The sequence below is a fragment of the uncultured Methylobacterium sp. genome, assembly GCF_964244095.1.
GTDB lineage: Bacteria > Pseudomonadota > Alphaproteobacteria > Rhizobiales > Beijerinckiaceae > Methylobacterium.
Map to the genome: position 1 here is coordinate 1 of NZ_CAXTHR010000082.1, position 19,148 is coordinate 19,148.

General features: G+C 73.1%; 19 protein-coding genes and 2 pseudogenes. 14 read left to right on the plus strand and 7 right to left on the minus strand.

Translation table 11 applies throughout. The features are described from left to right. Positions 1 to 100: 100 nt before the first annotated feature. The 3 genes from ACFE86_RS13710 to ACFE86_RS13720 all read right to left on the minus strand — a co-directional run bounded on the left by ACFE86_RS13710 (position 101) and on the right by ACFE86_RS13720 (position 3,110). The gene (locus ACFE86_RS13710; protein WP_375455884.1) at positions 101 to 934 is read right to left on the minus strand and encodes an SGNH/GDSL hydrolase family protein; all 834 of its coding nucleotides are present in this window, start codon (positions 932 to 934) and stop codon (positions 101 to 103) included. Positions 935 to 1,119: 185 nt separating this feature from the next. Beyond that, entirely contained in the window at positions 1,120 to 1,575 is a 456-nt protein-coding gene (locus ACFE86_RS13715) for an anaerobic typically selenocysteine-containing protein (protein WP_375455885.1), read from the minus strand. A gap of 110 nt (positions 1,576 to 1,685) precedes the next feature. Beyond that, positions 1,686 to 3,110: a PLP-dependent aminotransferase family protein gene (locus tag ACFE86_RS13720; protein ID WP_375455886.1), complete on the minus strand. Its 1,425-nt coding sequence runs from the start codon at positions 3,108 to 3,110 to the stop codon at positions 1,686 to 1,688. A gap of 367 nt (positions 3,111 to 3,477) precedes the next feature. On the opposite strand from ACFE86_RS13720, the gene ACFE86_RS13725 reads away from it, so the two are divergent. From ACFE86_RS13725 to ACFE86_RS13760, 8 genes are all read left to right on the plus strand, one after another. Further along, on the plus strand, positions 3,478 to 3,960 hold the full coding sequence (locus ACFE86_RS13725) for an MSMEG_0572/Sll0783 family nitrogen starvation response protein (RefSeq protein ID WP_375455887.1): 483 nt from the start codon (positions 3,478 to 3,480) through the stop codon (positions 3,958 to 3,960). Positions 3,961 to 4,022: 62 nt separating this feature from the next. Next, positions 4,023 to 5,111, plus strand: coding sequence for a Nit6803 family nitrilase (locus ACFE86_RS13730; protein WP_375455888.1), 1,089 nt, complete (start codon positions 4,023 to 4,025; stop codon positions 5,109 to 5,111). Further along, positions 5,056 to 6,150, plus strand: coding sequence for an MSMEG_0568 family radical SAM protein (locus ACFE86_RS13735; RefSeq protein ID WP_375455902.1), 1,095 nt, complete (start codon positions 5,056 to 5,058; stop codon positions 6,148 to 6,150). Before ACFE86_RS13730 ends, ACFE86_RS13735 begins: the two co-directional genes overlap by 56 nt. Position 6,151: 1 nt before the next feature. Then, positions 6,152 to 6,709 carry an MSMEG_0567/Sll0786 family nitrogen starvation N-acetyltransferase gene (locus ACFE86_RS13740; protein ID WP_375455889.1) on the plus strand — a complete coding sequence of 186 codons (558 nt, stop codon included), beginning with the start codon at positions 6,152 to 6,154 and terminating at the stop codon, positions 6,707 to 6,709. Next, positions 6,706 to 7,719 (plus strand): sll0787 family AIR synthase-like protein, encoded by a 1,014-nt coding sequence (locus ACFE86_RS13745; RefSeq protein WP_375455890.1) that lies wholly within the window; start codon positions 6,706 to 6,708, stop codon positions 7,717 to 7,719. The genes ACFE86_RS13740 and ACFE86_RS13745 overlap by 4 nt, the downstream gene beginning before the upstream one ends. 4 nt (positions 7,720 to 7,723) lie before the next feature. Continuing rightward, on the plus strand, positions 7,724 to 8,905 hold the full coding sequence (locus ACFE86_RS13750; RefSeq protein ID WP_375455891.1) for an MSMEG_0565 family glycosyltransferase: 1,182 nt from the start codon (positions 7,724 to 7,726) through the stop codon (positions 8,903 to 8,905). Further along, positions 8,898 to 9,176: an MSMEG_0570 family nitrogen starvation response protein gene (locus tag ACFE86_RS13755; protein WP_375455892.1), complete on the plus strand. Its 279-nt coding sequence runs from the start codon at positions 8,898 to 8,900 to the stop codon at positions 9,174 to 9,176. The genes ACFE86_RS13750 and ACFE86_RS13755 overlap by 8 nt, the downstream gene beginning before the upstream one ends. A 58-nt stretch (positions 9,177 to 9,234) precedes the next feature. Beyond that, entirely contained in the window at positions 9,235 to 10,518 is a 1,284-nt protein-coding gene (locus ACFE86_RS13760) for an MSMEG_0569 family flavin-dependent oxidoreductase (protein ID WP_375455893.1), read from the plus strand. 61 nt (positions 10,519 to 10,579) lie between these two features. Here the strand turns inward: ACFE86_RS13760 and ACFE86_RS13765 are convergent, their stop codons facing one another. Further along, positions 10,580 to 10,849, minus strand: coding sequence for a SelB C-terminal domain-containing protein (locus ACFE86_RS13765; protein ID WP_375455894.1), 270 nt, complete (start codon positions 10,847 to 10,849; stop codon positions 10,580 to 10,582). Between the two features lie 415 nt (positions 10,850 to 11,264). Here ACFE86_RS13765 and ACFE86_RS13770 point away from each other — a divergent pair, with 415 nt between their 5' ends. The 5 genes from ACFE86_RS13770 to ACFE86_RS13790 all read left to right on the plus strand — a co-directional run bounded on the left by ACFE86_RS13770 (position 11,265) and on the right by ACFE86_RS13790 (position 17,270). Next, a complete protein-coding gene (locus ACFE86_RS13770; protein ID WP_375455895.1) occupies positions 11,265 to 12,806 on the plus strand; it encodes a CHAD domain-containing protein in 1,542 nt (513 codons plus the stop codon). A 63-nt stretch (positions 12,807 to 12,869) separates the two neighbouring features. Next, positions 12,870 to 13,997: a carboxylate-amine ligase gene (locus tag ACFE86_RS13775; protein WP_375455896.1), complete on the plus strand. Its 1,128-nt coding sequence runs from the start codon at positions 12,870 to 12,872 to the stop codon at positions 13,995 to 13,997. 154 nt (positions 13,998 to 14,151) lie between these two features. Next, the gene (locus ACFE86_RS13780; protein WP_375455897.1) at positions 14,152 to 14,628 is read left to right on the plus strand and encodes a tellurite resistance TerB family protein; all 477 of its coding nucleotides are present in this window, start codon (positions 14,152 to 14,154) and stop codon (positions 14,626 to 14,628) included. Between the two features lie 84 nt (positions 14,629 to 14,712). Beyond that, positions 14,713 to 16,008 (plus strand): Zn-dependent hydrolase, encoded by a 1,296-nt coding sequence (locus ACFE86_RS13785; protein ID WP_375455898.1) that lies wholly within the window; start codon positions 14,713 to 14,715, stop codon positions 16,006 to 16,008. Further along, positions 16,005 to 17,270: an allantoate amidohydrolase gene (locus ACFE86_RS13790; RefSeq protein ID WP_375455899.1), complete on the plus strand. Its 1,266-nt coding sequence runs from the start codon at positions 16,005 to 16,007 to the stop codon at positions 17,268 to 17,270. Before ACFE86_RS13785 ends, ACFE86_RS13790 begins: the two co-directional genes overlap by 4 nt. Before the next feature lie 46 nt (positions 17,271 to 17,316). Here the strand turns inward: ACFE86_RS13790 and ACFE86_RS13795 are convergent. Continuing rightward, positions 17,317 to 17,774: pseudogene (locus tag ACFE86_RS13795) on the minus strand (GNAT family N-acetyltransferase). A 55-nt stretch (positions 17,775 to 17,829) separates the two neighbouring features. After that, a complete protein-coding gene (locus ACFE86_RS13800; protein WP_375455900.1) occupies positions 17,830 to 18,117 on the minus strand; it encodes a DUF1778 domain-containing protein in 288 nt (95 codons plus the stop codon). Positions 18,118 to 18,241: 124 nt separating this feature from the next. Between ACFE86_RS13800 and ACFE86_RS13805 the strand changes: the two are divergent. Beyond that, positions 18,242 to 18,459 (plus strand): annotated as a pseudogene (locus tag ACFE86_RS13805) (hypothetical protein). Positions 18,460 to 18,675: 216 nt separating this feature from the next. Here the strand turns inward: ACFE86_RS13805 and ACFE86_RS13810 are convergent. After that, positions 18,676 to 19,148 (minus strand): aromatic amino acid lyase (locus ACFE86_RS13810; protein ID WP_375455901.1); only part of this gene is annotated, 473 nt, incomplete at its 5' end.

Sequence of the window (19,148 nt, forward strand, 5' to 3'; positions counted from 1 at the left end):
CGGACGCGGTGTGTCAGCCGGTTTCGGCGCCCGACGCGAACGCGCCGCACACGCGCGTGCATGCCGCGAATTGCTGCGCCCTGCCGCCCGCGAAGGACGGCTACTCGGCGACCGCCTCGGCGACGTGGACCGGGCCGGCATCCTCGATGATCGCGGCGGCGGCGGCCTTCGCGAGCAGCGCGTAGCCGCGATCGGCCATGTGGAGCCCGTCGGCGGAGAAGAGCTGGTTGTGGGTGAGCGTCCCGTCTCGAATCCAGCCATGCATCAACTCGGCGCGGCGGATCACCAGCACGTCGAGTTCGGCGCCGATCTCGCGCACCGCGTCGCGGAAGCGGCCGGCACCCGGCGTCGCTTCGAGCTTGGGGCACCATTGCGGCTCCATCAGCACCACGTCGATGCCCGCCTCCTGCATCCGGCGCACGGCACCGCGCGTCGCCTCGCGGAAGTGCTCGATGGAGACGCCGCGCAGCGGGTCGTTGCTGCCGGTCTGCCAGATCACCAGTTGCGGCTCGGCCGCGATCACGTCCCGTTCGAGGCGGCGCAGCATGTCGTCGACATGCTCGCCGCCGATGCCGCGGTTCAGCACCGTGACGCCGCCGGCGACCCGCGGCAGGACGGCGCTCAGATCCGCCTGGAGGCGGGCGGGATAGGTGTTGGCCGGGGTGCTGGCGCCGACGCCCTCGGTCGAGGACGAGCCGAAGGCCACGATCCGCAGCGGCGCGCCGATGGCGATCTGCCGGGCGACGTGCGGCAGGTCGATCTCCGCCCTGGCGTCGAGGATGCCGAAATCGAGCGCGCGCGGGAGGAGGTCGGCATAGGCCAGCACCGCGCTCGGCAGGACGAACAGCCCGGTCAGGAGGGCGGCGGTCCGGACGAACGTCCGCAGGGGCTGCGGCACGCGGACGACGGATGCGGGTTTCTGCACGGTCACCATCGAAGCGTTCGGTCCTGCGGCCCGGATACCGATACGACCCTACGCGCGGAGTCGAAAGGTCGCGTCTCCAGAACCCGTTGAACTTCGATTGAATTCGTAACGCAAAATCAAGGCTGCATGTCGGGGACGGGAACGCGGGGCGGCCGCGCGGGGCTTGGCGCCACCGCGCCCCCGGGTCCCGCCCCTCAGCCGGCCGGCGGGACCAGGACCAGCTTCCCGACGAACGGCGCGCTCTGGTTGCCGGTGCTGGTGCAGGCGAAGCTGTGGTCGCCGGCCGCCAGCGTCCGCAGGCGCAGGGTGCCCTGGCCGTTCCGCTTCACCAGATAGCCCTTCTCGCTCGCCACGTGGACGAGGTCGCCGTCGGCGTGGAGGACGTGGGCGTTCTCGAACTGGCCCGGCGCGGTGATCGTCACCGGCGTGTCGGCTTGGCTGACCACGTGCAGGGCGATGTCGGTCTCGGCGGGCAGGCGCAGCTCCGCCGGCGCACAGACCGGCTTGCCGCCCTCCAGGGTGATCGTCAGCTCGACCGGCGGCACCACCGCGCTCGCGGGCGCGGGCAGGGGCTTGCCCTGGGCGTGTCCGGGGACGGTCGCGAGGAAGAGGAGGCCGACCGAGGCGGGTCCGAGCCGAGCGTGCCGCATGATGTCCGTTCCGTTTAGATCGTGCCGCGTCGCGCGGCGGGGATGCCGGCGGAATGGCGCGCGCGGCGCGGGGGTTCCGGCACGCGACGCCGCACCGGCGCGCGGGGCGGTCAGATGTAGGCCGAGGCCAGCGTCGGCGAACGGCCGAGCGCGTGGGCGAGCACCTCCAGCGCCTGGCCGACCTCGGCGCGCGCGGCGAGCCCGCCGAGGCAGATCCGCACGGCCTCGGGCGCCGGGCCCGCGGTGCAGAAGGCGTCGCTCGCGACGACGCCGAGGCCGGCCGAGCGGCCCTGGCTGGCGAAGGCCGAGCGCGTCCAGCCCTCGGGCAGGCTCAGCCAGAGATGGAAGCCGTTCGGATCGGCGCGCACCAGGGCCGGCGGCAGTAGGCGGGCGGCGACGGCTTGGCGCGCCCGCGATTCGGCGCGGATGAAGCCGAGCAGCGCCTCGCCGGTGCCGTCGGCGATCCAGCGGGTGGCGAGCGCGGTGGTGATCGGCGAGGCCATCACGGTGGCCGCCCGCAGGATCGAGGCGGGCGGCAGCGCCGCGCGTGCGCTCGGCGCGACGAGGTAGGCCAGCCGCAGGCCGGCGCCGAGGCACTTGGCGAGGCCCGCGACGTAGTAGGTGATCTCGGGCGCGAGCTGCTGGAAGCTCGGGGGCGGGTTCGGGCAGACGAAGCCGTAGGCGTCGTCCTCGACGATCGCCACGCCGTAGCGGCGCGCCACCGCGATGATCGCCTCGCGCCGGGCCCGGCGGATGGTCTTCGTCGTGGGATTCTGCAGCGTCGGGTTGAGATACAGCGCCTTGGGCGCGAGCTTCGTGCAGGCGGCGGCGAAGGCGTCGGGCTCCAGGCCCTCGTCGTCCATCGGCAGGCCGACGAGGCGCAAGGACCGGTGGGCCGCGAGCGCGCGGATGCCGGCATAGGTCAGCGCCTCGGTGCAGAGCACGTCGCCGCCCTGCGCCACCGCGCCGAGGATCGCGTCGAGCGCGCTGTGGGCGCCGGGGCAGAGCAGCAGCCGGTCGTGGCCGGCGACCACCCCGCGCCGCGCGAGCCACAGGCCGCCGGCCTCCTTGTCGGCGCCGGTGCCGCCGAAGCCCTGGTAGCGCAGCAGGTTCGGCAGGTCCTCGGCGATCGCGGCGACGCCGGCCTGCATCCGCGCCAGCAGCCGCGGGTCGTCGGGCTCGGGCGGCAGGTTCATGGAGAAGTCGATCGCGCCGTGGCGGCGCGGGGCGCCCGCGCCCGCGCTTCGGGCCGGGCGCGCCGGATCGCAGACGAAGGTGCCCTGGCCGACCCGCGACTCGACGAGGCCGCGCGCCTGCGCCGCGACGTAGCCGCGGGCCACCGTGGTGAAGTTCAGGTCGAGCCGTGCCGCCAGCACCCGCTGCGGCGGCAGCCGCTCGCGGGCCGCGAGACGGCCGGTGCGCACGTCCTCGGCGATCGCCTCGACGATGGCGAGATAATGCGGCTTGCCGAAGCGGCGCAGGTCGGGCGTCCAGCCCGCGCCGGACGGCGTCGATCTCGCGGAAGCCCGACCCATGCTCAGCCTCGACCGGTCACGATGCAGTCAATCGACGATTGACCGGGGAGCAATCGCCGTGCCGACGCCCGCGCCGCTCCGTCTCCCACGCCGGATACGGTCAATCCATTCAAGTACTCGTGCGCGGTGCCGTCAATAACGGCGCCCATTCCGGCAGCATGTGCCTCGTTGTTCGGCGGAAGCGCACAGCAATCGCCCGCCGCCTCCCCGCAGTCAATGACCGTATCTTTGACCGCATCCGCGGGCGCGCGATTGCCTGCACGCCGGCGGGGCCGCGCCCTGGCACGGGGCTTGCCATCGCTCCCCGTGCCCGCCGCCGTGAACCCGTCCGCGGCGGCTCGCTTACGAAGAACAGGGAGTGCCACCGATGCCCGCCGTCAGCGCCGAGAAGCACAAGAAGGGCGATTACTTCGTCGATTACGAGGAGAAGGTGTTCGAGGACGTGAAGGCCGAGCCGGGGCAGAAGGCGCTGGTGACGTTCCACACCGTGGCGTTCGAGGGCTCGATCGGCTTCGTGAACCTGCTCCAGGCCACGCGGCTCCAGCGCAAGGGCTTCGAGACCTCGGTGCTGCTCTACGGCCCCGGCGTGACGCTCGGCATCCAGCGCGGCTTCCCGACGCTGGGCGACGAGGCGTTCCCCGGCCATCTCAACATGAACAACCAGCTCGCCAAGTTCATCGCCGAGGGCGGCAAGGTCTATGCCTGCCGCTTCGCGCTCCAGGCGCTCTACGGCCACGGCGAGCCCTCGCTGATCGAGGGCATCCGCCCGATCGCGCCGACGGACGTCCTCGACCTCGTGCTGCTGCACAAGCGCGACAACGCGGTGGTCATCGACACCTGGACGGTTTGAGGCGGCGCGGCGGCGGCCCCCGAGCGGTCGCCGCGCGACGTCGGTTCCGAGGGACGAAGACCATGGCCGAACCCCGCATCGTCCGCGCCGCCGCAATCCAGATCGCGCCGGACCTGGACGAGCCCGGAAACACCCTGGAGCGGGTGCTGAACGCGGTCGCCGACGCCGCGGGCAGGGGCGCGCGCTTCATCGTGTTCCCCGAGACCTTCGTGCCGTACTACCCGTACTTCTCGTTCATTGCCCCGCCCATGATGCAGGGGGCGGAGCATCTGCGCCTCTACGAGCACGCGGTCGTCGTGCCCGGCCCCGTCACCGACGCGGTGTCGGCCGCGGCGCGGCGCTTCGGCGCGGTGATCGTGCTCGGCGTGAACGAGCGCGACCACGGCACGCTCTACAACGCGCAACTGATCTTCGACGCCGACGGGAGCCTGAAGCTCAAGCGCCGCAAGATCACGCCGACCTACCACGAGCGCATGATCTGGGGGCAGGGCGACGGCGCCGGGCTCGCGGTGGTGGACACCGCCGTCGGCCGCGTCGGCGCGCTCGCCTGCTGGGAGCACTACAACCCGCTCGCCCGCTACGCGCTGATGGCGCAGCACGAGGAGATCCACGCGGCCCAGTTCCCCGGTTCGCTCGTGGGCCAGATCTTTGCCGACCAAATGGAGGTGACGATCCGCCACCACGCCCTGGAGGCGGCCTGCTTCGTCGTCAACGCCACCGGCTGGCTCACCGAGGCGCAGGTCGCCAAGGCCTGCCCCGACGAGAAGCTCAGGGGCGCGCTGCGCGGCGGCTGCTGCACCGCGATCGTCTCGCCGGAGGGCCGGCTGCTCGCCGAGCCGATCCGCGAAGGCGAAGGCATCCTGATCGCCGACATGGATCTCGCGCTCGTGACCAAGCGCAAGCGGATGATGGACTCGGTCGGGCACTACGCCCGGCCCGAACTGCTCAGCCTCAACCACGACGCGCGGCCCGCGATGCCCGTCCTCACCCGCGTTCCCGAGCCCCGGAGCCAGACCCATGAGCGACAGCCCGCTGCTGACCGGCTCGACCGCCCCCGCCCCGCCGCCGCTCTCCCAGGCGCCGACGGCGCCGGGCCTGCCGACCGAGCGCCTGATCAACGCCCTGCAATCCTACGGAGTCCGGCTGGCTGACACCCGCCCCGGCGTCCAGAGCCGGCGCGGCGGCGCGGGGCCGTCGGACCACAAGGCGATGACGATCTCCGGCCGCACCGTGATGGTGCCGGTCCACACCGCCGCCGCCTTCGACTCGCCGTTCCTGGTGCGGCGGCCGGGGCCGGACGGCTTCAGCCTGATCGAGCACGACGGCGCGGTGATCGGGCGGGTGACGTTCCCGGACAAGCCGCGCTTCTACGCGCTCCAGACCTTCGATGGGGTGCCCTATTCCAAGATCGCGGTGCTGCACGGGCGCGACGTGCTCGCCACCACCGTGCTCCAGACCTGCATCCGCTACGCCAGCCGCACCAAGACCTGCCAATTCTGCGCGATCGGCCAGTCGCTGGCCGCCGGCCGCACCGTCGCGCACAAGAGCCCGCAGCAACTGGCCGAGGTGGCGCGGGCCGCGGTGCTGCTCGACGGCGTCAAGCACATGGTGATGACCACCGGCACGCCGAACGCCACCGACCGCGGCGCGGCGGTGCTGTGCGAGAGCGCGTTCGCGGTGAAGGCGGCGATCGACCTTCCGATCCAGGCGCAATGCGAGCCGCCCGACGACGACCGCTGGTTTTCGCGGATGAAGGCGTCGGGCATCGACGCGCTGGGCATGCACCTGGAGGCCGTCACGCCCGCGATCCGCGAGGCCATCATGCCGGGCAAGGCGAGCGTGCCGCTCGGGCGCTACTTCGACGCCTTCGCGGCCGCCGTCCCGGTGTTCGGGCGCGGGCAGGTCTCGACCTACATCCTGGCCGGGCTCGGCGACGCGCCGGAAGCGATCCTCGCGATGGCCGAGCGGCTCGTCGGCCTGGGCGTCTACCCGTTCGTGGTGCCGTTCGTGCCGATCTCGGGCACGCCGCTGGAGAGCCACCCGCCGCCGTCGCCCGCGTTCATGCACGCGATCCTGGAGCCGCTCGCGGCGATGCTGGCGCAGGCGGGGCTGCGCTCGGCCGACATCAAGGCCGGCTGCGGGCGCTGCGGCGCCTGCTCGGCGCTCTCCGCCTACGAGCGGACGGCCTGAGATGTTCGAGCCGGTCGCCCCGTACCAGTCGAGCCTGTTCCGGGTGAAGTTCGCGACCGCCGCGTGGGAGCGGCGCGCCTCGGCCGCGCTCCGCCGCGACGTGTTCTGCGCCGAGCAGGGCATCTTCGCGGGCAGCGACGCGGACGCGCTCGACGCCCACGCCATCCCGATCTGCGCGCTCTCGACGCTCGGCGGCGACCCGGACGCGGTGGTCGGCACCGTGCGCATCCACGAGACGCCGGACCGGCCCGGCGAATGGTGGGGCTCGCGGCTCGCCGTCGCGCGCGGGCATCGCCGGGTCGGCGCGCTCGGCGCCGGGCTGATCCGGGTCGCGGTGTCCTCGGCCCATGCGCGGGGCTGCACGCGCTTCCTGGCCCACGTCCAGAGCGGCAACGCGGCGATGTTCCACGCCCTGCACTGGGACAGCCTCGGCGAGACCGAGCTGCACGGCCGGCCCCACCACCTGATGCGGGCGGATCTGGCGTTCTACCCGCCGATGCACGATCCCGAGCACGGCCTCGTGACGCTCGCGCGCAACCGGCCTGCGATGGCCGCGTGACGACCATCGGCCCCCGCCTCGACGCGCTCGCGCGCGGCATTCGCGAGAACCGCGGGCTGGCGCACAAGCGCGACATCGACGCGGTGATCGGCCGGCTCGGCCTCGGGTCGCGGGCCGCCACGGTGCCGGCGGGCGACGATTGCGCCGCGATCCCCGACGGCGACGGCCACCTGTTGCTGGCGATCGAGGGCTTCCTCGACGGGTTCGTCGCCGCCGACCCGTACTTCGCCGGCTTCTGCGGCGTGATGGTCAACGTCGGCGACATCGCGGCGATGGGCGGCACGCCGATCGCCGTGGTCGACGCCCTGTGGAGCCGCGACCAGGAGCATGCCGACCCGGTGCTCGCGGGGCTGAGGGCGGGGGCCGAGGCCTACGGCGTGCCGGTGGTCGGCGGCCACACCAACACCCGCAACGCGGCCGAGCACCTCGCCGTGGCCATCCTCGGCCGCGCGGGGCACCGCCTGCTGACGAGCTTCGACGCCGCGCCCGGCGACGTGCTGGTCGCGGGCATCGACCTGCGCGGGCGTTTTCGCGAGCCGCACCCGTACTGGGACGCGGCCACCGCCGCGCCGCCGCAGCGCCTGCGCGGCGACATCGCGATCCTGGCGGGGATCGCCGGCGACGGCCTCGCGCGGGCGGCCAAGGACATCAGCATGGCCGGGATCGTCGGCACCGCGCTGATGCTGATGGAATGCTCGAACGTCGGCGGCCGGATCGACCTCGACCGCCTGCCGATCCCCGACGGCGTCGGGTTGGAGCGCTGGCTCACCGCCTTCCCGAGCTTCGGCTACCTCGTGGCCGCCGCGCCCGCCGACGCGCCCGCCGTGATCGAACGCTTCACCGCGCGCGGGATCGCGGCGGCCGCCATCGGCCGCCTCGACGCGAGCCGCGTCGCGCGGGTCGCGCAAGGCTCCGAGGAGGCCGTGGTCTGGGACTTTCGCGCCGGGCCGCTGATCGGCTGCGGCCGGGCGGCCGGCGAGGGCGACGTCGTCGCCTCCGGGGAGGGCTGAACCGATGGGCGGGCGCCTGCGCATCGCGATCCTGGCGCATTCGACCAACCCGCGCGGCGGCGTGGTCCATGCGCTGGCGCTGGGCGAGGCGCTGTGCGCGCTCGGCCACGAGGCGAGCGTGCACGCCCCCGACCCGACCGGCCTCGGCTTCTTCCGTAACGCGCGCTGCCCCGTCGTCGCGGTGGCGGCCAAGGCGGTGGCCGGGACGACCGTCGATCTCGTGCGCGCCCGCATCGACGACTACCTGCGCCACTTCGCGACGCCGGCGGCCTGCGACTTCGACGTGTTCCACGGCCAGTGCGGCCTCAGCGGCAACGCCCTGGCGACGCTCGGCCGCCGCCGCCTGATCCCCGGCTTCGTCCGCACCGTCCACCACATCGACGCGTTCAGCGATCCGCTGCTGGCGCGGTGGCAGGACCGGGCGATCCTGGACGCGCAGCGCCTGCTCTGCGTCAGCGCGGGCTGGCAGGACGTGCTGGCGCGCGACTACGGCGCGGCCTCCGCGGTCGTCGGCAACGGGGTGGATACGCAAGCCTATTCCCCCGAACCGGACCCGGACGACGCGCGGACCGCGAAGAGCTTCGGCCTCGGGGCCGGGCCGGTGCTGCTCGCGGTCGGCGGGTTCGAGGAACGCAAGAACACGCTCGGCATCCTCGCGGCGTTCGCCGCCTTCCGCGCTGACCACCCCCAGGCGCAGCTCGTCGTCGCCGGCGGCGCCTCGCTCCTCGACCATGCCGGCTACCGCGCCCGCTGCCGCGACGCCCTGGAGCGGGCGGGGCTCGGCATGAGCATCGGGCAGGCGGTGATCCCCACGGGGCCCGTGCCGCAGGCGACGATGCCGGCGCTCTACCGCCGCGCCGACGCGCTGGTGTTTCCCTCGCTCAAGGAAGGCTTCGGCCTGTGCGTGCTGGAGGCGATGGCCTGCGGCACGCCGGTGATCACCGCCGACCGGCCGCCCTTCACCGAGTATCTCGGGGCCGGCGACGCGCTGTTGGTCGATCCCGGCGATCCGGCCGCGATCGCCCGCGCGATGGCGGCGTCCCTCGACCCGGACGTGCGGGCGCGCCTGATCCCGGCCGGGCGGGGCGTCGTCGAACGCCATCCCTGGCGGCTCTGCGCCGAGCGGCACCTGCCGGCCTACGCCGCCTGCGCGCGTGCGCGCCCGGAGCTCGCACACCATGCCTGAGATGCGCTTCCACATCCGCTGGCCCGACGGGGCGCGCGAGGCCTGCTACTCGCCCTCGCTGGTGGTCAAGGAGCACCTCGCGGTCGGGCGGGACTACCCGCTCGCCGACTTCGTCGCCCTGAGCCGCACCGCGCTCGGGATCGCGAGCGAGCGGGTGCGCCAGCGTTACGGCTTCCCCTGCGGCCGGGCGCTCGCCCAGCTCGCCCGGATCGAGGCGGGCGCCCGCCGCCAGGCGCCGGGCACCGTCCACGTCGAAGCCTTCGAGGAATGAGTCCTTCATGCGCGCCGCCACGCGCGTCTCACGCGTCGTCGAACAAGGAACAAGCACGATGAGCCCGAGCACCCAGCAGGACGGCCACTGGCCGGTGATCGTCGTCGGCGGCGGGCAGGCCGGCCTTGCCATGAGCCGGCAGCTCACGAACAGGGCGGTGGGCCACGTGGTGTTCGAGAAGAACCGCGTGGCGCATACGTGGCGTACGCAGCGATGGGACAGCTTCTGCCTCGTCACGCCGAACTGGCAGTGCCAGTTGCCGGACTTCCCCTACGACGGCCCCGAGCCGCACGGCTTCATGTCGCGCGACGCGATCGTCGGCTACATCGAGGCCTATGCCCGCCACATCGCGGCGCCGTTGCGCGAGGGCGTGGCCGTCGAGGCGGTCCGCCCGCGCCACGGGGGCGGCTTCGTCGTGATGACGGGCGAGGGGACGTACACCGCCGACGCGGTGGTGCTGGCGATCAGCGGCTACCACGTGCCGGCGATCCCCGCGATGGCCGCGGCACTGCCCGGGGCCGTGCAGCAGATCCATTCCAGCGCCTACCGCAACGCCGCGCAGATGCCGGACGGCGCGGTGCTCGTGGTCGGCACCGGCCAATCGGGCTGCCAGATCGCGGAGGATCTGCATCTGGCCGGCCGGCAGGTGCATCTCGTCACCGGCTCGGCGCCGCGCTGCCCGCGCTTCTACCGCGGACGCGACGCCGTCGACTGGCTCGCCGACATGGGCCAGTACGATCTCTCCGTCGATCGGCACGCGCTGAAGGACGATGTGCGGCGCAAGGCCAACCACTACCTCACCGGGCGCGACGGCGGCCGCGACATCGACCTGCGCCGCTTCGCCCTCGAGGGCATGCGCCTGCACGGGCGGCTGACCGGGATCGACGGCGAGCACCTCACCTTCGCCGACGACCTCGCCAGGAACCTCGACGGGGCGGACGCGGTCCATACCGGCATCCAGGGGGCGATCGACCGGCACATCGCCGAGCACGGCATCGCGGCGCCGGAGGAGGCGCATTACCGGCCGCTCTGGCAGCCCGGCCCCGCGGAGCCGGCGCTCGACCTGACTGTGGCCGGCATCCGCAGCGTGATCTGGGCGACGGGCTTCCGCGCCGACTTCTCGTTCGTGGCGGCCGACATCCTCGACGATCGCGGCCTGCCGGCACACCGGCGCGGGGTCACCGCGCTGCCGGGCCTCTACGTCGTCGGCCTGCCCTGGCTCTGGACCTGGGGCTCGGGCCGCTTCTCCGGCATCGCCCGGGACACCGCCCACCTCGCCGAGGCGATCGTGGCGCGGGCCGACGGGCGGGCGACGGCCGAGCCTCTGCCGATGGCGAGCTGAGACGGCGCCGACGCGACAGGAGGAACGCCTGCGGCGCCTCCGCCTGAAGGGCGGCCCCTCGTCAGCCGACAATCACCCGGCGGTCGCCCGCCCGGCGGGTGAAGCCGGTGGCGTCGCGGTGCTCCAGCAGGGGGATCGGGAACGTTCGCAAGATCCCCGGCGCCGCGCCGGCCGCGCGGGCGAGGAAGCCGAATTCCGGGTTCGCGGCGTCGGGAAAGGCCGCGCGGAGCTTCGCGCAAGCCTCCTCCACCGCCGCCGTCACGGCGCCGCACCCGGTTGCGGGCCGGGTCGGGAACGCCGCCCGGCGGTAGAGCGCGCCGCCTTGCGCCACGTCGCCGGCGGCGATCAGGTCGCGCGAGGCGGTGGCCGCCGGTTCACCCGGCGGCGAGCACCGTGAGGCTTCCGGCGCGCAGGCTCGCGGGCGGGGGACGTTTCGCGAGACGCTCCGAAAAAACCGCCGTTCCCGGAAAACGGAATCGGCGCGCATCCCGATCCGCGACGCGACCGCCGGCTCCGCGTCGAGCCGAGAGCCCGGCCGGGCGGGCGGGCGGGGCTGAGAGCGAGTCGGGTCCAGTGCGCGCAACAGGCTCTTGCACGAGGCGCCGTCGGAGGGACGGGCGAGGTTCGAGGGACACCGCGCCGGCATGCGGGAGCCATGCTAAAGGGCGGCGGGCGGATCGGAAGCGGGTCCGGATCGTTCTCGAAGGGGGCCGTGCCGCGGCCCGACACTGGACGGACGGAGTTTCATGGGCACGCCGCGGGAAATCGAGCTGAAGCTGGACTGCACCGGCCCCGACCTCGCGGCGCTCGGTGCCCACCCGCTGCTCCAGGGGCCGGCACCGGAGCCGAAGCTGCTCACCGCGACCTATTTCGACACCGCCGACGGCACCCTGCGCGGCGCCGGCCTCACCTTGCGGGTGCGGCGCACGGGCGACGGCTTCGTCCAGACGGTCAAGGCGGGCGCGGGCGCGGCCGGGCTGTTCGACCGGGCGGAGTGGGAGCGCGCGGTCGCGGGCGAGGCGCCCGAGCCGGAGGCGTTGGCCGGCACGCCGGTGGCGGACCTGCTCGCGGAGGCCGGTGCGCCCGCGCTCGTGGCGCAGTTCCGCACCGTGGTGATGCGCTCGGTGCGCCCGGTGACGCAGGGGGAATCGCGGATCGCGGCGACGCTCGACGAGGGCCGGGTCGAGACCGAGGGCGGCGACGCGCCGCTCTGCGAACTGGAGCTGGAGCTCGAATCCGGCTCCGCGGCCGACCTGTTCGCCCTCGCCCAGGCGCTCGCCGAGACGGTGCCGCTGCGGCTCGGCGTGCTCTCGAAGAGCGCGCGCGGCTTCGCGCTCCGGGACGGCTGGGGCCTCCACCCGAGCAAGGCCGGCGCGGTGGCGCTGCCGGAGGCGGCGACCGGCGGCGAGGCCTTCCGCCTGATCGCGCTCGCCTGCCTGCGGCACCTGCGCCTCAACGAGGACGTATGGCGCGCCACCCGCGATCCGGAGGCGCTGCACCAGATGCGCGTCGCGCTGCGGCGGCTGCGCACCGCCTTCTCGCTGTTCAAGCCGATGCTGGCGGTGGATGCCCGCGCCGGCGCGCTCAGTGACGAGATCAGGCGCGCCACCGAGCCGTTCGGCCGGGCGCGCAACCTCGACGTCTTCCTCGAGACGACCCTGCCGGCGGAGCTCGCGCGACGCCCCGACGAGCCGGGGCTGCCGGCGTTGCGCGCGCGCCTGGAGGCCGGGCGCGACCGCGCGCACGACGCGGTCGGGGCGGTCCTCGAAGCGCCCGAATGGCGCGGCCTGCTCCTCGACCTCGCCGCCTGGATCGAGACCGGGCCCTGGCGCGAGGGGGCATCGAAGCTCCGCGACGCGCCCGCCCGCGACGTCGCCACCGCGGTGCTGGAGCGCCTGCGCCGCAGAATCGCCAAGCGCGGCCGCCGCATCGACCGGCTCGACCCGGAGGCGCGCCACCACGTGCGCATCGCCGGCAAGAAGCTGCGCTACGGCGCCGAGTTCTTCGCGGGCCTCTATCCCGGCCGGAAGGCGCGGCGGCGCCACAAGGCGTTCGGGGCGGCGCTCTCCGACCTCCAGGACCACCTCGGGAGCCTGAACGACCTCGCCACGGCGCATGCGGTGATGGCCGGGCTCGCCGACGGTGCCGGGTCCGACGCCCTCGACGGCCCGGCCCTGTTCGCCGCCGGCCTCGCCGCCGCCGATTCCGAGGCGCAGGCCGACGCCCTGCTCGCCAAGGCGGCCGAGGCCCACGGTGCGCTGACCGACGTGAAGCCGTTCTGGCGCTGAACCTGCTTGGACCCCGGCGCGCGGGCGTTCCACGCGAGGTCGGCGGGAGGCAGAGGAGGCGGCATGGCTCACGCCTACAGGTTCGGGATCGAGGAGGAGTTCTTCCTCGCCGACGCGCAGACCCGCGGGACGCCGGGCCGGCGGGTGAAGGCGTTCCACGCCGCCGTGCAGGCGCGGATGGAGTCCGCCGAGCGGGAGATGCTGCAGAGCCAGGTCGAGACCTCCACGCCGCCCTCCGACAGCTTTCCGGACACGGAGGCGCGCCTGCGGGCGATGCGGGCGGATCTCGCAGCGATCGGGCGTGAGCACGGGATGCTGGTCTTTGCCGCCGGCACGCATCCGACCGCGGCGTGGCGGCGCCAGGCGACGACCCCGGCCGAGCGTTACCGCGGGATCATCGACGACCTGCGCATCGTCGGCCGGCGCTCGGTGGTGTGCGGGCTGCACGTCCACGTCGAGGTGCCGCGGCCCGACGCGCGCATCGACCTGCAGAACCGGCTGATGCCGTTCCTGCCGGTGCTGCTCGCGCTCTCGGTCTCGTCGCCGTTCTGGGAAGGGCACCGGACCGGGCTCGCCGGCTACCGGCTGCGGGCCTACGCCGAGTTGCCGCGCACCGGCCTGCCGGAGCTGTTCACCGACGCCGCCGACTACGACCGCTACGTCCGGGTGATGGCCGCCTCCGGGGCGATCACGGATGCGAGCTTCCTGTGGTGGCACCTGCGCGCCTCGCTGAAGTACCCGACGCTGGAACTGCGCATCGCCGACAGTTGCACGCGGGTCGAGGACGGGCTGTGCATCGCCGCCCTGTTCCGCTGCCTCGTGCGCCTGCTCGACCGCGACCCGACGGTGCAGGCCGGCCTCACCGGCGCCGCGCGCGGCTTCACCATGGAGAACCTGTGGCGGGCCGAGCGCGACGGGACGAAGGCCGCGCTGATCGACGCGGCGCAGGAGCGCGCGGTGCCGCTGGCCGAGGTCGTCGAGGGCCTGCTCGCGCGGATCGCCGAGGATGCCGAGGCGCTCGGCTGCCGCGCCGTCTGCGAGCGGGCCCGCACCATCGCGAAGGACGGCACCAGCGCCGACCGGCAGGTCGCGACCTACGCGGCGGCGCGTGCGGCCGGATCGTCGGAGCGCGAGGCCGTGCGCGCGGTGATCGACGCGCTCGCCGCCGAGACCGCGGCGAAGCAGCGATGAGGCCCGATCCCTTCGGGATGCGGATTCGGAGATGCAGATTCGGGGATGCAAGCTCGGCGCGCCCGTCCGAGGCCGGGCCTTCGCTTGGCTCGACACGTGCCGCCTCGATTCTGCTATCTCCCCGGTCGTCGGCGACCTCACCCCTCGGGCTCCCATGGCCATCCTGAAGAAGACCATCCTGAAAGACCTCTTCGGCCGGCTGACGCAGACGGTGACGGCCTATGCCGGCGACAAGGCCCTGATGCTGGCCGCCGTCTCGGCCGCCGCCAACGTGATCGTGGCCGACGGCGAGGTCGCCGGGGCCGAGTTCGAGGCGGCGCTCGCCGGACTCAAGGCCGACCCGATCCTGGGGAAGGGCTACGACACCCTGATGCTGGAGGCGGAGCTCTACGAGGGCATCGCCCGGGCGCGCACGCGCGCCGGGCGTGCGGAGAACCTGCGCCACGCCGCAGCCCTCGCCGACCGGCCGAAGGAGCAGCGCGAGAACGTGTTCCTGATCGCGGCCGACGTCGCCGACCACGACGGCATCAGCGGCATCGAGGCGGTGGCGCTCGACGAGATCGCGGCCGCGCTCAAGCTCGACCGCGACGCGCTGCTCGGCGCCTCGCCGGTGCGCCGCCCGGCGCCCTGACGGGCACGATCCTTGCCGGCCGCCGGCCCGTCCGATCCGCGCGCCGCCGACCCCGACACGAAACCCAGAAGAGCGGAGGCCGCGATGGCCGGCACGGCCGAGACCCTTTCCACCGAGAAGACCCACCCGGCGGCGAAGACCCACAACCTGCGCATCGACGGCGCGCGGCTGTGGTCGACGATCCTCGAGACGGCCGCGTTCGGCGCGACGCCGGCCGGCGGCCTCAACCGCCTCACCCTGTCGCCCGAGGACGGCCAGGTGCGCGACTGGTTCCGCGACGCCTGCACGGCGGCGGGGCTGGCGGTGCGGGTCGACGCGCTCGGCACCCAGTACGCCCTGCGGCCGGGACGCGACCCGGCGCGCGCGCCGGTCGCCTTCGGCTCGCACCTCGACACCCAGCCGACCGGCGGGCGCTTCGACGGCGTCCTCGGCGTGCTTGCGGGACTCGAGGCGATGCGCAGCCTGAACGAGGCCGGCATCGAGACCGAGGCGCCCTTGCTGCTGGTCAACTGGACCAACGAGGAGGGCTCGCGCTTCGCCCCGGCGATGATGGCGTCGGCGGCCTATGCCGGCGATTTCACCACCGACGAGATCCTCGCCAAGACCGACGCGGCCGGCATCAGCGTCGGCGCGGCGCTCGATGCGATCGGCTACCGCGGGCCCGACGCGGTCGGCGCGCAAGATATCGGCGCCTTCGTCGAGCTGCACATCGAGCAGGGGCCGATCCTCGAGGCCGAGGGGAAGACCATCGGCGTGGTCGAGGGCGGCCAGGGCATCGCGTGGTTCGACGGCACGATCACCGGCTTCGAGAGCCATGCCGGCTCGACGCCGATGCCGCGCCGCCGCGACGCGCTGCTGGGCTTGTCCGAGATCGCGCTGGCCGTCGAGCGCATCGCGCTCGCGCACGCGCCCACCGCGGTCGCGACCGTCGGCGAGGCGGCGATCGGCGCGCCGTCCCGCAACGTCGTGCCGGGGCTCGTGCGCTTCACGCTGGACGTGCGCGACCCGACATCCACGGTACTCGACGCGATCGAGGCGGAGCTGCGCGCGGCGCTCCCGGAGATCGCGGGACGGCGCAAGCTCGCCATCGACCTCGTCCGCATCTGGCGCAAGGAGCCGGTGCCGTTCGACGCCGGCGTGATCGCCGCGATCGATGCGGCCGCGGAAGGGCTGGGCCTCGGCCGCCGCCGCATGGTCTCGGGGGCGGGCCACGACGCCTGCAACCTCGCGGGCAAGGTGCCGACCGCGATGATCTTCGTGCCGTGCAAGGACGGCGTCAGCCACAACGAAGCGGAATCGGCGACGCGCGCCGATTGCGCGGCCGGCGCCGACGTGCTGCTCCAGACGGTGCTGACGCTCGCCAACGCGCCGCGGGCGTGAGCGTGGAGGACGTCACCAAACAGGCGTTCGCCCCCCGCATCCAGGAGCGGCTCGACGCGCTGGCGCGGATCAGCGCCGAGCCCGGCGCGATCACCCGGCTCTACCTCACCCCCGAGCAGGCCCGCGCCGAGGCGCTGGTGGCGGGCTGGATGCGCGAGGCCGGGATGGCCGTACGCCGCGACGCCGTCGGCAACCTGATCGGGCGGGTCGAGGGCAGGGTGCCCGGCGGGCCGGCGCTGGTGATCGGCTCGCACCTCGACACCGTGCGCGACGCCGGCCGCTACGACGGGCCGCTCGGCGTGATCGCCGGGATCGCGTGCGTCGCGGCGCTGCTGCGCGAGGGGCCGCCGCCCGTCGCCCTCGAAGTGGTGGGCTTCGCCGACGAGGAGGGCGTGCGGTTCTCCGCCACGCTCACCGGCAGCCGGGCGTTCTCCGGCCATCTCGACCCGGCGGCGCTGCGCACGCTGGACGCCGCCGGCACGACGCTCGCCGCCGCGATGCGGGCCTACGGCCTCGATCCCGGCGCGGTCCGGACCGCCGCGCGGACGCCTCAGACGATCCTCGGCTACGTCGAGTTGCACATCGAGCAGGGGCCGATGCTGGAGCGCGCGGGGGTGCCGGTCGGCCTCGTCACCGCGATCAGCGGGGCGAGCCGGCTGGAGCTCACGCTCACCGGCGAGGCGGGCCACGCCGGCACCGTGGCGATGACCGAGCGCCGCGACGCGCTGGCGGGCGCCGCCGAATGCGTGCTGGCGATCGAGGCGCGCTGTGCGGGCCAGGAACTTCAGGCGGAGCACCTCGTCGGCACGGTCGGGCGCATCCAGGCGTGGCCCGGCGCCGTCAACACCATCCCGGGCCGGGCCCGCTTCAGCCTGGATCTCCGCGCGCCCGACGACGGGCAGCGCCGCGCGGCGCTCGCCGACATCGAGGCGGCCTGCCGCCGGATCGCCGTGCGGCGGCGGCTGGCCTTCGGCCTCGCCCTCCTGCACGAGGCCGAGGCCGTGCCCTGCGATCCCGCCCTGACCGCCCTGGTCGGCGCGGCGATCGCGGCGGAGGGCTTTCCCGTGCTGGCGTTGCCCAGCGGGGCCGGCCACGACGGCATGGCGGTGGCGGCCATCGCGCCCATCGCCATGGTGTTCGTGCGCTGCCGCGGCGGCATCAGCCACAACCCGGCCGAGTTCGCCAGCCTGCCCGACATCGAGGCCGGGGCACGGGTGCTGCTCGGGGCGGTGCGGGGGTTTTTGGCGGGACGGAGCGGGTAGGATGGGCGGATTTGTGCGGAAATCAGGACTTTTGCATAAGTTGCGGCTACCGAGCACCGCGAAGCCGTTCCATCTTGACGAAATCGAGGGCAAGCGTGGGTGTCTCGACAGGCAGGCGCGTGAAGCCATGTCGCAGATAGAAGGCTTCGGCCGCCGGTGAGATCGCATGAACGACGATCAGGCGGGCTGAAACCTCACTCGATGCCCGCAGCGAGCGTTCCATCGCATCGGCGAGCAGTGCGCGGCCAAGTCCCTTACCCTGCCAAGCACGGTCGATCGCCAGCCGTCCCAACGTGACCGCCGGGTGTGCTTCGGCATGTTGCGCCGCATGGAGCCCGACGCTTCCTGGGCCAAGATTTGACCCATGCTCAAGGCGAAATAGCCGACCACCCTGAGCGAGCCTGACGGGCAAACGACATAGGTGCGGCTGGCCGCACTCTGAAGATTGGGCCAGGCCCGTAGCCGAAGCCAGTCGTCAAGGACAGGCTCACCGGAGTCGAACATCGATCCGTCGTGCGCCTGCGTAAGCAGGACAGGCGCGGCACTGGGCAACGGGTCGCTAGTCAAATTGCCACGGCGCTTTGGCTTGCAGGATGCGCTTCATGCCCTCAGCTTCCGAAGGTGTCGGCGCGGTATCCATCCAGTCCATGACTTTCTGGAACGTTTTGGCGTCGGCATAGATTGTCGATTGATCGAGTAGGACTTTCTTCTCTTCTTTCAGCGCCGATGACATCATGAATTGCGAGCGGTTTGTTCCGACCATTTCTGCCGCACGGTCGATCAACTGCCTGTCCAGCATGCGGGCACGCAGGTGAATGTTTGTCTCGGCGGTGGAAATTTCAGACATGCATTTATAATACCACATGTAAACACAATGCCGACACGTGTGTGATGCAGGGAATGTGCACGGCGGGCAGGCCCTTGAAAAAGAGTTCTTTTCTCGGTGCAGGCTCCCTTTGCAGAATGGGCCTATGACAGACCTTCTCGAAAAAGCGATGGCGCGCACGCCGCCGCCTTGCAGGCCGAAGTGGCGCGCTTGGTGCTGGCCTTCGTCGGCGACGGTGAACCTGTCTATCAGCTCACGCCGGAAGAAGAGGCGGAGCAGGATACCGCCGATGCCAAGGAAGCGCGCGGCGCGTATGCAACGGATGAAGAGGTGCGCGCCATCTGGGCCAAGCATGGCCTGTGAAGAAGCCCGGCAGCAAGCCGAAGCTGACGCATCACCAGATCAACGACGTTCCATGACCTCCACATGCGCGATGGTCCATAAAATCGGCTGCGCCCGCCTCTCCACCGACCACCGGAGCTTCGGTGCGCAGACCGAGGCGCCGACTGCCGCCGGGTGCGCCCAGGTTGTCAGGAAAAGGCCCGCGGCGCGCGCGCCGCTTGATAAACCCGAACCCCCTCACTCCAACTCCCCCACCGCCGCCTCCACCGCCGCGACGACCGCCCCCGAGCGCACCAGCGCCAGGGCGGCTTCCATCTCGGTCTGGTACCAGCGGTCGCCGGACAAGGCCGGCGCGATCACGCGGCGCACCGCGTCGAGCGCGGCCTGCGTGCCCGAGCCGAGCGGGTGGTCCTTCGCCACGTCGGCGACGAGCGACAAAGCCTGGCAGGCCATCAGGATCTCGCCCGCGACGATCGTCTCGACGTTCCCGACGACGGTGCGAGCCTTGCGCGCGCACCAGGTCGAATTCGAGACGTGGTCCTCGGCGTTGGACTTGCCGGGAATCGAATCGACCGAGCCCGGCGTCGCGAGCGTGCGGTTCTCCATGACGAGCGCCGACATCGTGCATTGCACGGTGGCAAAGCCGGTGTTGAGGCCCTTCTTGCCGGCGAGCAGGTTGCGCGGCAGGCCGTAGCTCAGGGTCGGGTCGA

Excerpts from the sequence above, each read along its gene's own strand:
- ACFE86_RS13710 (WP_375455884.1), bottom strand. The coding sequence starts at position 934 with ATGGTGACCGTGCAGAAACCCGCATCCGTCGTCCGCGTGCCGCAGCCC.
- ACFE86_RS13715 (WP_375455885.1), bottom strand. The coding sequence starts at position 1,575 with ATGCGGCACGCTCGGCTCGGACCCGCCTCGGTCGGCCTCCTCTTCCTC.
- ACFE86_RS13720 (WP_375455886.1), bottom strand. The coding sequence starts at position 3,110 with ATGGGTCGGGCTTCCGCGAGATCGACGCCGTCCGGCGCGGGCTGGACG.
- ACFE86_RS13725 (WP_375455887.1), top strand. The coding sequence starts at position 3,478 with ATGCCCGCCGTCAGCGCCGAGAAGCACAAGAAGGGCGATTACTTCGTC.
- ACFE86_RS13730 (WP_375455888.1), top strand. The coding sequence starts at position 4,023 with ATGGCCGAACCCCGCATCGTCCGCGCCGCCGCAATCCAGATCGCGCCG.
- ACFE86_RS13740 (WP_375455889.1), top strand. The coding sequence starts at position 6,152 with ATGTTCGAGCCGGTCGCCCCGTACCAGTCGAGCCTGTTCCGGGTGAAG.
- ACFE86_RS13750 (WP_375455891.1), top strand. The coding sequence starts at position 7,724 with ATGGGCGGGCGCCTGCGCATCGCGATCCTGGCGCATTCGACCAACCCG.
- ACFE86_RS13755 (WP_375455892.1), top strand. The coding sequence starts at position 8,898 with ATGCCTGAGATGCGCTTCCACATCCGCTGGCCCGACGGGGCGCGCGAG.
- ACFE86_RS13760 (WP_375455893.1), top strand. The coding sequence starts at position 9,235 with ATGAGCCCGAGCACCCAGCAGGACGGCCACTGGCCGGTGATCGTCGTC.
- ACFE86_RS13770 (WP_375455895.1), top strand. The coding sequence starts at position 11,265 with ATGGGCACGCCGCGGGAAATCGAGCTGAAGCTGGACTGCACCGGCCCC.
- ACFE86_RS13775 (WP_375455896.1), top strand. The coding sequence starts at position 12,870 with ATGGCTCACGCCTACAGGTTCGGGATCGAGGAGGAGTTCTTCCTCGCC.
- ACFE86_RS13780 (WP_375455897.1), top strand. The coding sequence starts at position 14,152 with ATGGCCATCCTGAAGAAGACCATCCTGAAAGACCTCTTCGGCCGGCTG.
- ACFE86_RS13785 (WP_375455898.1), top strand. The coding sequence starts at position 14,713 with ATGGCCGGCACGGCCGAGACCCTTTCCACCGAGAAGACCCACCCGGCG.
- ACFE86_RS13800 (WP_375455900.1), bottom strand. The coding sequence starts at position 18,117 with ATGTCTGAAATTTCCACCGCCGAGACAAACATTCACCTGCGTGCCCGC.